Here is a 13,356-nt window from a genome sequence, read left to right on the forward strand (position 1 = left end):
GCGCGGCGGCCGCGTATTGAGGCGGCCGGCACCAAAGAAAAAACGCGGATCGAGCGATCGATCCGCGTTTTTTATTGCCGTTTGACCGGCGTGCAATGCGCCGGGGAAACCCCCGGCGGCCGGGTTGTTACGAGCCCGTCTTGCGCGCCGTCGTCTTGCGGGCGGCAGTCTTGCGAGCCGGTGCCGGTTTCTCGTCGGCGCCTTCCGTCACGGTTTCGGCATCCTTCGTCGCCGATTTTGCCGTCTTCTTCGCGGCAGCGGCCTTCGGCTCCTTCTTTTCGAACTCGAAACCGATCTTGCCGTCCGGCTGCTTCACGAGGAACGCCTTGAAGTTGCGGCCCGTGCGCGACGACTTGAAGTTCGGCAGTAGATCCGTGCGGCCGTCGGCGAGCAGCTTGGCCATCTGCTCGCGGGTGATTTCCTGCTGCAGGATCACCTTGCCCGAACGGAAGTCGCAGGTCTTCGGGTTGGCCACCGAGTGTTCGCACACGTAGCTCATCCCGTGCTCGAACACGCGGCCCTTGCATTTCGGGCACGCGCCGACCGGTTCCTGCGCGGAAAAGTCGGGCGCCTCGCCTTCCTCGCCGCCCTGGTCCTGACCGAAGTCGAACTCGAGCTTGTAGTTCTTCGTCTCGTCGTCGAAGGACAGCTTGAGGATCGCCGAGAACGGGCGGCCCATCTTGCTGCGGAAGCCGGACAGCGGGCCGATGGTCTTCTCCCGCAGCAACTCCTCGACTTCCGCGATTTCGAACTGCCGGCTGCCCGGGATCTTCGAGATCGAGAACTCGCACTTCGTGCACGCGAAGCGGCGATAGTTTTCCTTCACCTGGCCACCGCAGTTCGGGCACGGCGTCTCGAGCGTCGCGTAATCGCCGGGGATCGTGTCGGAATCGTATTCCTTCGCGCGCTTGACGATCTGCTGCGTCATGCGGGCAATTTCCTGCATGAACGCGTCGCGCCCGAGGTTGCCGCGCTCCATCTGCGACAGCTTGTATTCCCATTCGCCGGTGAGCTCGGGCGCGGTCAGTTCCTTCACGCCGAGCCCGCGCAGCAGCGTCATCAGCTGAAATGCCTTCGCGGTCGGGATCAGTTCGCGGCCTTCGCGCACGAGGTACTTCTCGCCCAGCAGGCCTTCGATGATCGCCGCGCGCGTGGCCGGCGTGCCGAGGCCCTTCGCGGCCATCGCCTCGCGCAGCTCGTCGTCCTCGACGAGCTTGCCAGCGCCTTCCATCGCGGACAGCAGCGTTGCTTCCGAGTAGCGTGCGGGCGGCTTCGTGACGAGCGCGACGGCGGCGATTTCGTCCGTCTTCACCTTCTCGTCCTTCTGCACCGGCACGAGGTTCGCATCCGCGCCTTCGGCGTCGCGGCCGTACACCTGCAGCCAGCCCGGCTCGACGAGCACCTTGCCTTCGGTCTTGAAGTGATGGCCGGCGACTTCGGTGATCCGCGTCGTGACACGGAATTCGGCGGCCGGGAAGAACACGGCGAGGAAGCGCTTCACGACCATGTCGTACAGCTTCTGCTCCGGCTCGGACAGCGACTTCGGCGCCTGTAGCGTCGGGATGATTGCGAAGTGGTCGCTGATCTTCGAATTGTCGAAGATTCGCTTGTTCGGCTTCACCCAGCCCTTGTCGAGCACCCGCTTCGCATGCGGCAGGTAGTTGTGGCTCTCCTTGAGCATCTCGAGCGTGGACTGCACCGTCGAAATGTAGTCTTCGGGCAGCGCGCGCGCGTCGGTACGCGGGTAGGTCAGCACCTTGTGCTTTTCATACAGCGCCTGCGCGAGGCCGAGCGTGTTCTTCGCGGAGAAGCCGAAGCGGCTGTTCGCCTCGCGCTGCAGGCTCGTCAGGTCGAACAGCAGCGGCGACAGTTGCGTCGACGGTTTCGACTCCTCCGAGACCGTGCCGACCTGGTCGCGGCACGCGGCGACGATGGTTTCGGCGGCCGGCAGGCTCCACAGGCGGGAGTCGCGTTTTTCCGGATCGAATTCGTCGCGCTTGAATTTCGGGTCGAACCACTTGCCTTCGTAGAAGCCGCCTGCGCATGCGAACTCGGCCTTCACTTCCCAGTAGTCGCGCGGGATGAATCGGCGGATTTTCTCTTCACGTTCGACGACGATCGATAGCGTTGGCGTCTGAACGCGGCCAACGGTCGTCAGGAAGAAGCCGCCGCCCTTGCTGTTGAACGCAGTCATCGCGCGCGTGCCGTTGATCCCGACGAGCCAGTCGGCTTCCGAGCGGCAGCGTGCGGCGTCGGCGAGCGGCTGCATGTCGGTGTCGCTGCGCAGGTGCGCGAAACCGTCGCGGATCGCTTGCGGCGTCATCGACTGCAGCCACAGACGCTGGACCGGCTGCTTCGCCTTCGCGTGCTGCACGATCAGGCGGAAAATCAGCTCGCCCTCGCGCCCCGCGTCACATGCGTTGATCAGGCGATCGACGTCCTTGCGCTTCATCAGCTTGGTAAGGACCTTCAGGCGCGACTCGCTTTTTGCGATCGGGTTCAGGTCGAAATGCGGGGGGATGACGGGCAGATGGGCGAAGCTCCATTTCCCGCGCTTGACCTCGTACTCTTCCGGGGCGGCGATTTCCAGCAGGTGGCCGACTGCGGACGAAAGGACGAATTCGTCGCTCTCGAAGTATTCGTCATGCTTGGTAAAGCCGCCCAAAGCGCGCGCGATGTCGTTCGCGACAGAAGGCTTTTCCGCAATGATCAGAGCTTTGGACATGACAGGTGTGTGTTGGTAGACCGGGTTCGCCGGTGTGGGTCCCTTTTACGACGGCTTTATAGCACACGCCGCGGCGACGGCGGCTCGGCGTGCAAAAAGCGGCTCATCATAGAGGGGGGGCGCAACGGCGGCAAGCGCCCGGCGCGGCGGCGCGCGCAACGGTGCGACGAGCCGCCCGGCCGGTGCGCGGCTTACGCCTCGACGTTCAGGATGTTGCGCAATTTCGGTGCGTGCGGCGTGCCGGGTACCGCGCTCAGGTCGGACAGCATCCGTTCGACGATCGCCGCGTGCGGCAGCACCGTGCCGAAGAAACGCGCGGTGTTCGCGTCCTCGATCAGGATCGTAGGGAAATTCTCGACGTCGAGATCGTCGAGCCGGTCGGCATGGGTTTCGATGTCGATCCACGCGAAGCAGGCGTCGGGATGGGCATCGGCGAGCTGCTCGAAGGCCGTCCGGTAGTCGCGGCAGGTGCCGCACCACTCGGCGCACAGGCAGGCGACCAGCAGCGTGTCGGGATCGGCGAGGCGCTCGGCGATCCGATCGGCATCGGTGTCGAGATTCAGCGCGGGCATGGAATTCCTTGGGTATCGTCGGCGGCACGGCCGCCCCTATGCGGGGGAATGTAGCACGCCGGACCGAGGCGGGGTGGGCGCTGCGTCAAGTCGCGCGAAGCGTCCGCCGGGCACGGTCGCGACGCGGCCGGTCAGTTCGAGCGCGAGCAACGCGCGATGCAGTACGTCGTCGGACAGGCCGCTGTGCTCGGCGAGCCACTCGTAGGTAACGGGGCCGTATCCCAGTGCGGCGAGCACGGCTTGCTCGGCCGGGTTGTCGGGCGGCGCGCGTTCGATTCCGCCGGATGCGGCGGCTGCACCGGCGGCGTCCGCTTTCGCGACGTGCCCGCTCGCACGGTGACCGGCCGTGCCGGCTGCTTCGTCGTTATCGGGGCGCGAACCTGAACTCGCCGTGGCGTGGATGGCTTGAGCACCCGGTTCGCCCAATCCGTATTCCTCCAGCACGTCGAGCGGCGTCGAAGTGAGCTTCGCGCCGTCGCGGATCAGCGCATGGCAGCCCTGCGCGAGCGGCGCATGGATCGAGCCCGGCATCGCGAACACGTCGCGGCCCAGCTCGTTCGCGAGCCGCGCGGTGATCAGCGAGCCGGAGCGCGGTGCGGCTTCGACGACGAGCGCGCCGAGCGCGAGCGCGGCGATCAGCCGGTTGCGCTGCGGGAAATGCGACGCCCGCGCAGGCGTGCCGAGCGGCCATTCGGACACGATCGCGCCGCGTGCGGCGATCTCGTGCGCGAGCGTGCGGTGCCGCGCCGGATAGACGAGATCGGCGCCCGTCGCGATCACCGCGATCGTGCTGGCGCGGCCGTCGAGCCCGCCGCGATGTGCGGCGCCGTCGATGCCGAGCGCGAGGCCGGAGACGATCGCGAGCCCCGCATCGGACAGCGCATGCGCGAAGCGTGTCGCATCGGCGAGCCCTTGAGGCGTCGCGTGGCGGCTGCCGACTACGGCGAGCCCACGGGCGTGCAACAGGTCGAGCCTGCCCTTTACATATAGCAGCGCCGGCGGATCGTGCAGGTCGCGCAGCCGGGGCGGATAGACAGGGTCGTTGAGCGCGACGATCGCGTTGCCCGGTGCGTCGAGCCACGCGAGCGCGGCGTCGGTGCGCGCGTCGAGGTCGTCCCGTTCGCTCGCGCGCACCGCCCGCGCGGCGGCCGCGCTGCTCGCCGCGCCGATGGCCTGGTCGGATGCGCGCAGCAGCGCTGCCGGCGAGCCGAATGCATCGAGCAGCGCGTGCAGCACGGCGGGCGAGAGGCCCGGTGCATGCGCGAGCTGCAGCCACGCGCGCAGCGCGGAGGTGGTCAGCGCTTGCGGCGACATGAGGTTCCCCTCGAATGAGGTGGCCAGCGGACGGCGTGGCGCCATGATAAAATTTTCATCATCCGAAATACTCGACAGGGCCGCGCGCACGGCGTCCGGCCAATTGCAGGAGGCATGACCTGCGGCGTTGATATGCCGCGTGTCCGCCTTATCTTCATTGCATCCCGGCAATGGCGCCAGCCGGCCGGATGGCCGATGCGGCACGCCGCTCCACCGAAATACCGAACACCATGGCTTTGCTGAACATTCTTCATTACCCCGACAAGCGGCTGCACAAGGTCGCCAAGCCCGTCGACAAGGTCGACGACCGGATCCGCAAGCTCGTCGCCGACATGGCCGAGACCATGTACGCCGCACCCGGCATCGGCCTCGCGGCGACGCAGGTCGACGTGCATGAGCGCGTGATCGTGATCGACGTTTCCGAGGAGAAGAACGAGCTGCGCGCGTTCATCAACCCCGAGATCATCTGGTCGAGCGACGTGAAGCAGGTCTACGAGGAGGGTTGCCTGTCGGTGCCCGGGATCTACGACGAGGTCGAGCGTCCGGACCACGTGCGCGTGCGTGCGCTCAACGAGCACGGCGAGACCTTCGAGCTCGATTGCGAGGGCCTCCTGGCCGTGTGCGTGCAGCACGAGATGGATCACCTGATGGGGCGCGTGTTCGTCGAATACCTGTCGCCGCTGAAGCAGACCCGCATCAAGACGAAGATGAAGAAACTCGAACGCGCGATGTGACGCGCGTTCGCCAAGCCCGATTTCGAACGCTGTCATGACCCATACGTTGCGCGTGATTTTTGCCGGCACGCCGGAATTTGCCGCGGCCGCACTCGCCGCGATTCACGAGGCCGGTTTTTCGGTGCCGCTCGTGCTTACCCAGCCCGACCGCCCCGCCGGGCGCGGGATGAAACTGCAGGCGAGCGCGGTAAAGCGCTATGCCGTCGAGCACGGGATGCCCGTCGCGCAGCCGCCGTCGCTGCGCCGCGCGGGCAAGTACCCGGCGGAGGCGGCCGATGCGATCGAGCTGCTGCGCACGACCCCGCACGACGTGATGGTGGTCGCCGCGTACGGTCTGCTGCTGCCGCAGGAAGTGCTCGACATTCCGCGCGCCGGCTGCATCAACATCCACGCGTCGCTGCTGCCGCGCTGGCGCGGCGCCGCGCCGATCCACCGCGCGATCGAGGCTGGTGACGCCGAGACGGGCGTCACGCTGATGCAGATGGACGTCGGCCTCGACACCGGCGCGATGATCGAGGAGGCGCGTCTCGCGATCGCGCCCGACGATACGACCGCCACGCTGCACGACCGGCTGGCCGCTGACGGCGCGCGGCTGATCGTCGACGCGCTGGTGCGGCTCGAGCGCGACGGCATGCTGACCGCGACCCCGCAGCCGGCCGACGGCGTGACCTATGCGGAAAAGATCGGCAAGCACGAGGCGGCGCTCGACTGGCGCAAGCCGGCCGACGTGCTCGCGCGTCAGGTGCGTGCGTTCGACCCGTTCCCGGGCGGCGTCGCGACGCTCGACGGCGCGGCAATCAAGCTGTGGGCGGCCGAGCCCGTGGCGGCGCACGGCGACACCGCGCCCGGCACGATCGTGGAGGCTGCGCCGGAAGGCGTGATCGTCGCGTGCGGCAGCGGCGCGCTGCGCATCACGCAACTGCAGAAGCCGGGCGGCAAGCGGCTGCCGGCGCGCGAATTCCTGGCCGGCTCGCCGCTCGCCGCGGGCCAGTGCTTCGCGTTGCCCGACGCGGCCTGAGCGTCATTCGACACGGCACGCCGGCCGCGCGCAATCGGCCGGACGGCCGAGTCGCGCGGCGCGGCAGGCGCGCGTAGAATTTCCCTGCGCTTTCCGGTTTCGAGGTTTTCATGCTTGGCATCACCCATTTCGGCTTCTTCGTGCTCGCGGTTTTCCTGCTGAACGTCACGCCCGGCCCGGATACGGCGTACATTGTCGGCCGCAGCGTCGCGCAGGGCCGTGGCGCGGGGCTGATGTCGGCGCTCGGCATCTCGACCGGCTGCTGCGTGCACGCGCTTGCATGCGCATTCGGCCTGACCGCGCTGCTCGCGGCGTCGGCCGCCGCGTTCACGGTCATCAAGCTGGTCGGTGCCGCTTACCTGATTTACCTCGGCGTGCGCATGATCCTCGTGAAGCAGGCCGCGGCATCGGCAGGCGCCGAGGCGGCGCAGGCCACGGCCGCGAAGCCGCTGCGCCAGCTGTTCATGCAGGGTTTCTGGACCAACGTGCTGAACCCGAAGGTCGTGCTGTTCTTTGTGTCGTTTTTCCCGCAGTTCGTGTTGGCCGACAGCCCGCACAAGGCGCTGGCGTTCCTGGCCCTCGGTTCGGTGTTCGTCGTGATGAGCACGATCTGGACCTGCATCGTCGCGTGGGTCGCGGGCAGCGTCACACAGCGCTTTTCCGGCAAGCCGGGCGTCAAGAAATGGCTCGACCGCACGGTCGGCAGTGCGTTCGTCGGCCTCGGGCTGCGGCTCGCGGCGGCGCAACGCTGAAATTGAATTTTTCCGGCAAGACCTTATCTAACAAATCACTTACAATTTTCTGCCGCGCGCGGTGATGTGTGGCGGGTCCCCTGACGGATAAGGAGTGGGTATGTTCAATTGGGTCAAAACGGCGATGCTGATGGCCGCGATCACGGCCCTGTTCATCGTGATCGGCGGCATGATCGGCGGCTCGCGCGGCATGACGATCGCGCTGCTGTTCGCGCTCGGCATGAATTTCTTTTCGTACTGGTTCTCCGACAAGATGGTGCTGCGCATGTATAACGCGCAGGAAGTCGACGAGAACACGGCGCCGCAGTTCTACCGGATGGTGCGCGAGCTCGCCACGCGCGCAAACCTGCCGATGCCGCGCGTCTACCTGATCAACGAGGACGCGCCGAACGCGTTTGCCACGGGCCGCAACCCGGAACACGCGGCGGTCGCCGCGACGACGGGCATCCTGCGCGTGCTGTCCGAGCGCGAGATGCGCGGCGTGATGGCGCACGAGCTCGCGCACGTGAAGCACCGCGACATCCTGATCTCGACGATCACCGCGACGATGGCGGGCGCGATTTCGGCGCTGGCCAACTTCGCGATGTTCTTCGGCGGCCGCGACGAAAACGGCCGTCCGGCCAACCCGATTGCGGGGATTGCGGTCGCGCTGCTCGCGCCGATCGCCGGCGCCTTGATCCAGATGGCGATCTCGCGGGCGCGCGAGTTCGAGGCTGACCGCGGCGGCGCGCAGATCTCCGGCGATCCGCAGTCGCTCGCCACCGCGCTCGACAAGATCCATCGCTATGCGGCCGGTATCCCGTTCCAGGCGGCGGAAGCGCATCCGGCCACCGCGCAGATGATGATCATGAACCCGCTGCACGGCGGCGGTCTGCAGAACCTGTTCTCCACGCACCCGGCGACCGAGGAGCGCATCGCCCGCCTGATGGAGATGGCGCGTACCGGCCGCTTCGACTAAGTCGCGTCGCACTCGACACATCGCCCCGCACGCCCCGCGCTGCGGGGTGTTTCATTTGTGCGCCCCGTAAAGGGGCCGCATGGCCTCACGCTACAATGCGCGGTTTGGAATCGCGGCGGCCACGCGGCCGCAGGGTTCCCGCCGCTCGCGGCGCCCGTTTGCCGATTTTGCTCCGATGACACGAACCCGTTCCTCCGCTCCGTCTTCCTCCGGCCGTCCTGCGCGCCTGTCCGCGCTGCATCTCGCGCCCGATTCGCTGGGCTTCGCGCTCGACGCGGCCGCGCAGGCAGTCGATGCGGTCCGGCGCGGCACCGCGCTGCCGGCGGCACTGGCCGCGGTGTTCGCGCAGATGCCGGCCGGTGCGCAGGCGCTGGCGCGCGGCGCGACGCAGGACGTCGCGTACCGCACGATGCGTCGCCTCGGCAGCACGGACTGGCTGATCGGCCGGCTCGTCAGCAAGGCGCCGCCCGCGTACGTGCAGGCGGTGCTCGCCGGCGCGCTTGCGCTGCTGCTCGATCCGGAAGAGACGGCCGCGTATCCGGCGTTCACGATCGTCGACCAGGCCGTGACCGTGATCGGCGCACGGCGTGAATATGCGTTCGCGAAGGGGCTGGTCAACGCGGTACTACGCCGTTTCCAGCGTGAGCGCGACGTGCTCGTCGCGGCGCTGCAGGACGATCCGGTCGCCCGCTGGAACTACCGTCCGTGGTGGATCGATGCGGTGAAGCGCGCGTGGCCAGACGCATGGCAGGCGATCCTCGCGGCCGGCGAGCGCCAGGGGCCGCTGACGCTGCGCGTGAACGCGCGCCGCGCGAGCGTCGACGCATATCTCGACACGCTGCGCGCGAACGGAATCGACGCGAGCGCGATCGGGCGCCATGCGGTGCGACTCGCGTCGGCGTTGCCGGTCGATCGCATTCCGGGCTTCGTCGACGGCGTCGTGTCGGTACAGGATGCCGGCGCGCAGCTCGCGGCCGAATGGCTCGGCGCGCGTGACGGCATGCGCGTGCTCGATGCATGCGCGGCACCGGGCGGCAAGACCGGCCATATCCTCGAGCTGGCCGATGCGGACGTCGTCGCGCTTGAAAGCGACGCGACCCGCGCGGCGCGCATCGGCGAGAACCTCGCGCGCCTGTCACTCGCGGCGGATGTGCGCGTCGGCGATGCAGGCGCGCCGCACGCGTGGTACGACGGCCGTCCGTTCGACCGCATCCTCGCCGACGTGCCGTGCTCGGCGTCCGGCATCGTGCGCCGTCATCCCGACATCCGCTGGCTGCGCCGCGAAGCCGACATCGCCGCGCTCGTCGCGGAACAGCGCCGCATCCTGACGGCGTTGTGGCCGCTCGTGAAGCCGGGCGGCGAACTGCTCTACGTGACCTGTTCGATCTTTCCCGAAGAAGGAGAATTGCAGGCCCGCTGGTTTGAAGCGGCCTGTGAAGATGCGGTACGATTGGACGCGCCCGGCCAACTGCTGCCGGGCGGCGTGCACGGCGGGGCGGCCGCCGCACTCGACCAGAACACCGATCACGACGGATTTTTCTACGCGCGGTTTCAGAAACGGTGACGATCAAACACCTTTTTCCACTTCGGCTCGCGGCCGTCCTGCTGGTCGCGCTGGCGCTGTGCCTGACTGTCGTTCGGCCGGCGCGCGCCGAGTCGATCGCCGTGCAGCGCGCATCGCTGCAGGCTGACGGAAGCGGCTGGAGCCTCGATGCCCGCTTCGATTTCGAGCTGAATCCGAACCTCGAGGATGCCGTCAACAAGGGCATCCCGCTTTACTTCACGACCGACTTCGAACTGAGCCGCGCGCGCTGGTACTGGTTCGACGAGCAGCCGGTGTCGGTGTCGCAGACGATCCGCCTGTCGTTCCAGCCGCTCACGCGCGAGTACCGCGTGTCGACGGGCGGGCTGCAACTCGGCTTTCCGTCGCTGAAGGACGCGCTCGCGGTCGTCCGGCACATCACGTCGTGGCACGTGATCGACCGCAACCAGGTGCGTGCCGGCGAAACCTACATGGCCTCGGTGCGCATGCAGCTCGATACGGCGCTGATGCCGAAGCCGTTCCAGGTCGACGCGGTGAACAACCGCGACTGGACGCTCGGCTCGGACTGGAAGCGCTTCAACTTCACGGTGACCGAACGTGCTAAATAAAGTGCGCCGCGCGGCCAGCGGGAAGAGCATCCTCATTCGCGTGATCGTTTCGACCGTCGCGCTCACCGCGCTGCTGCTGCTCGTGCTGCTTGCGGCCGCGAGCGCGAACACCGAGTTCTTCGACCGCTACTACTCGTGGCTGTACGCGATGAACATCATCGTCGCGCTCGTGTTCCTGCTGGTGGTGCTCGGGCTGATCGGGATGATCGTCGCGCGCCTGAGGAAGGGCAAGTTCGGCACGCGGCTGCTCGCGAAGCTCGCGGTGTTCTTCGCGCTCGTCGGCGTGCTGCCGGGCGGGATCATCTACATCGTGTCGTACCAGTTCGTGTCGCGCAGTATCGAGTCGTGGTTCGACGTGAACGTCGAGACCGCGCTGACGGCCGGCCTGAACCTCGGCCGCGGGATGCTCGATGCGTCGCTGTCCGACCTGCAGACGAAGGCGCGGCTGATGTCCGACCAGCTCGCGAGCGTCGATGCGAACACGAACGGCACGACGCTCACGCTCTTGCGCCTGCGCGACCAGTTCGGCGTGCAGGACGCGACGATCGTCGAGCCGAGCCGCGGCGGCTCGGGTGCGGCGCCCGACCTGCACATCGTCGCGCAGGCGTCGGGCAATTTCGCCGCGCTGATTCCGGACGACCTGCCGACGCCGCTGATGCTGAGCCAGGCGCGCGAACACGGCGCATATGCGGCGATCGAGGGCGAAGTCGACGGCGACCCGCGCGCGCACGGCGCGAAGGGTGCGTTGCGGCTGCGCGTCGTGCGGCCGATTCCCGACGCGACCACGTCGCTGCTGCAGCCGGCGGAGCGGTTCCTGCAGCTCACGCAGCCGGTGCCGCCCACGCTCGCGCACAACGCCGACGCGGTGCAGCGCGCGTATCGCGAGTACCAGGAAAAGTCGCTCGGCCGCACCGGGCTGCGCAAGATGTACATCGGCACGCTGACGCTCGCGCTGTTCCTCGCCACCTTCATCGCGATGATGCTCGCGCTCGCGCTCGGCCAGCAGCTCGCGCGGCCGCTGTTCCTGCTCGCGCAGGGCACGAAGGAAATCACCGAGGGCGACTACACGCCGAAGCGCGAGATCAAGTCGCGCGACGAGCTCGGCTTTCTCACGCAGTCGTTCAACGCGATGACGCGCCAGCTGTCCGAGGCGCGGCTCGCGGTCGAGAAGAACCGGGTCGCGCTCGAGCATTCGAAGACGTATCTCGAGAGCATCCTCGCGAACCTGACCGCCGGCGTGTTCGTGCTCGACCGCCAGTTCCGGCTGACGACAGCCAACCGCGGCGCCGAGCGGATCTTCCGGCAGCCGTTCAGCTCGATGATCGGCACGGCGCTCGACCGGATCGGCGTCGTGGCGGAATTCGGAGCGATGGTGCGCAAGGCGTTCGCCGATCGCGAAGCGGCTTCCGACGGCGGCAGCGGCGATCGCGGCCACTGGCAGCAGCAGTTTGCGATCGAAGTGCCGGGCGAAGCCGATCCGCTGACCTTGCTCGTGCGCGGCACGCGCCTTGTGTCGACGGTCGAGGGGCAGGCCGACGATCCGCAGACGTCCGGCTACGTCGTCGTGTTCGACGACATCTCCGACGTGATTTCCGCGCAGCGTTCGGTCGCATGGGGCGAGGTCGCGCGGCGGCTCGCACACGAGATCAAGAACCCGCTGACACCGATCCAGCTGTCGGCCGAACGGCTGCAGATGAAGCTGTCCGACAAGCTCGCGCCGCACGACGCGGACGTGCTCAAGCGCGGCTCGACGATGATCGTCAACCAGGTGGCCGCGATGAAGCGGATGGTCGACGACTTCCGCGAATATGCGCGCACGCCGCCGGCGGTGCTCGGGAACCTGCAACTGAACGAACTGGCGAGCGAGGTGCTCGGGCTGTACGGTGTCGGTGAAGGCAAGAGCGCCATCGTCGCCGAACTCGCGCCGTCGCTGCCGGTGATCCGCGGCGACGCGACGCAACTGCGCCAGGTGATTCACAACCTGCTGCAGAACGCGCAGGATTCGGTCGCGGAAGTCGCGCATCCGCGTGTGTTGATCGAAACCAAGACAGTAGAATATGGCGACCCCGACGCCGAGGGCAAAACGCGCGTCGCGGTACGTCTTACCGTGTCCGACAACGGGCCCGGTTTTCCGGCACGCATCCTGACCCGTGCGTTCGAGCCTTACGTGACCACGAAGGCGAAGGGCACGGGGCTCGGGTTGGCCACGGTCAAGAAAATCGTCGACGAGCACGGCGCGCGGATCGATCTGCGCAATCGCATGCACGGCGAGACCGTCGAGGGTGCGCAGGTGTCGATCCTGTTCCTGCAGATGGCGAGCGATACGCCAGGCGCCGAACCCGGCGCGCAGGGTGGGGCGGCTCCCGCCAAGACAAAAGCAAGTGTGCAGACAAAGGCAGCGTAAATGGCAACCATCCTGGTGGTAGATGATGAAATGGGCATCCGGGAATTGCTCTCGGAGATCCTCAGCGACGAAGGACATGTCGTCGAGGCGGCGGAGAACGCGCAGGCCGCGCGGGAATACCGACTGAATCAGGCGCCCGATCTCGTGCTGCTCGATATCTGGATGCCCGATACCGACGGCGTCACGCTGCTCAAGGAATGGGCGGCGCAAGGCTTGTTGACGATGCCCGTGATCATGATGTCCGGGCACGCGACGATCGACACGGCCGTCGAGGCGACGAAGATCGGCGCGCTCGATTTCCTCGAGAAGCCGATCGCGCTGCAGAAGCTGCTGAAGTCGGTCGAGCACGGTCTCGCGCGCGGCGCGGCACCGGTGTCCGTCAACGCGGCGGCGAAGGCCGGCGCCGGCCAGGCCTCGGGCCCGGCGGCGGTCGCGTCCGCCGCCGCGCTGCCGACGCTCGGCGACGACATGGCAGCGGCGCTCGGCCTCGCGGGCCAGACGGCCGCGATTCCGTTCGACATCCCGTTGCGCGAAGCGCGCGACGCGTTCGAGCGCGCGTACTTCGAATATCACCTCGCGCGCGAGAACGGCAGCATGACGCGCGTCGCGGAGAAGACGGGCCTCGAGCGCACGCACCTGTATCGCAAGCTCAAGCAGCTGGGCGTCGAGCTCGGCAAGAAGCCGTCGGAAGGCGCCGTATAAAATATTTCGCGAAAACACTTGCGTAA

The 13,356-nt window shown here is 67.5% G+C and carries 11 protein-coding genes; 8 read left to right on the forward strand and 3 right to left on the reverse strand.

Annotated features, from left to right (window positions below; genetic code table 11):
- Positions 1–127 precede the first annotated feature (127 nt).
- The 3 genes from DIE15_RS15650 to dprA all read right to left on the reverse strand — a co-directional run bounded on the left by DIE15_RS15650 (position 128) and on the right by dprA (position 4,656).
- The gene (locus DIE15_RS15650; protein ID WP_124833744.1) at positions 128–2,725 is read right to left on the reverse strand and encodes a DNA topoisomerase III; all 2,598 of its coding nucleotides are present in this window, start codon (positions 2,723–2,725) and stop codon (positions 128–130) included.
- Between the two features lie 191 nt (positions 2,726–2,916).
- Positions 2,917–3,297, reverse strand: a complete 381-nt coding sequence (locus DIE15_RS15655; protein WP_124833745.1) for a thioredoxin family protein — start codon at positions 3,295–3,297, stop codon at positions 2,917–2,919.
- 36 nt (positions 3,298–3,333) lie between these two features.
- Positions 3,334–4,656 carry a DNA-processing protein DprA gene (dprA, locus tag DIE15_RS15660; protein ID WP_175825856.1) on the reverse strand — a complete coding sequence of 441 codons (1,323 nt, stop codon included), beginning with the start codon at positions 4,654–4,656 and terminating at the stop codon, positions 3,334–3,336.
- A gap of 185 nt (positions 4,657–4,841) precedes the next feature.
- Here dprA and def point away from each other — a divergent pair, with 185 nt between their 5' ends.
- From def to esaR, 8 genes are all read left to right on the forward strand, one after another.
- Complete coding sequence (gene def, locus DIE15_RS15665) at positions 4,842–5,345, forward strand: peptide deformylase (RefSeq protein ID WP_057924826.1); 504 nt, start codon at positions 4,842–4,844, stop codon at positions 5,343–5,345.
- Positions 5,346–5,379: 34 nt separating this feature from the next.
- Positions 5,380–6,363: a methionyl-tRNA formyltransferase gene (fmt, locus tag DIE15_RS15670; RefSeq protein WP_124833747.1), complete on the forward strand. Its 984-nt coding sequence runs from the start codon at positions 5,380–5,382 to the stop codon at positions 6,361–6,363.
- Positions 6,364–6,473: 110 nt separating this feature from the next.
- A complete protein-coding gene (locus DIE15_RS15675; protein WP_124833748.1) occupies positions 6,474–7,115 on the forward strand; it encodes a LysE family translocator in 642 nt (213 codons plus the stop codon).
- Positions 7,116–7,215: 100 nt separating this feature from the next.
- Positions 7,216–8,073: a zinc metalloprotease HtpX gene (gene htpX, locus DIE15_RS15680; RefSeq protein WP_006485774.1), complete on the forward strand. Its 858-nt coding sequence runs from the start codon at positions 7,216–7,218 to the stop codon at positions 8,071–8,073.
- A gap of 175 nt (positions 8,074–8,248) precedes the next feature.
- Complete coding sequence (rsmB, locus tag DIE15_RS15685; RefSeq protein WP_124833749.1) at positions 8,249–9,637, forward strand: 16S rRNA (cytosine(967)-C(5))-methyltransferase RsmB; 1,389 nt, start codon at positions 8,249–8,251, stop codon at positions 9,635–9,637.
- Positions 9,634–10,224, forward strand: coding sequence for a DUF4390 domain-containing protein (locus DIE15_RS15690; RefSeq protein ID WP_057924636.1), 591 nt, complete (start codon positions 9,634–9,636; stop codon positions 10,222–10,224). The genes rsmB and DIE15_RS15690 overlap by 4 nt, the downstream gene beginning before the upstream one ends.
- The gene (esaS, locus tag DIE15_RS15695; protein ID WP_057924635.1) at positions 10,214–12,628 is read left to right on the forward strand and encodes a sensor histidine kinase EsaS; all 2,415 of its coding nucleotides are present in this window, start codon (positions 10,214–10,216) and stop codon (positions 12,626–12,628) included. The genes DIE15_RS15690 and esaS overlap by 11 nt, the downstream gene beginning before the upstream one ends.
- The gene (gene esaR / locus DIE15_RS15700) at positions 12,629–13,330 is read left to right on the forward strand and encodes a response regulator transcription factor EsaR (RefSeq protein ID WP_057924634.1); all 702 of its coding nucleotides are present in this window, start codon (positions 12,629–12,631) and stop codon (positions 13,328–13,330) included.
- The last annotated feature ends 26 nt before the right edge of the window (positions 13,331–13,356 follow it).

Source organism: Burkholderia sp. Bp9031, from assembly GCF_003857965.1.
Classification (GTDB): domain Bacteria; phylum Pseudomonadota; class Gammaproteobacteria; order Burkholderiales; family Burkholderiaceae; genus Burkholderia; species Burkholderia ambifaria_A.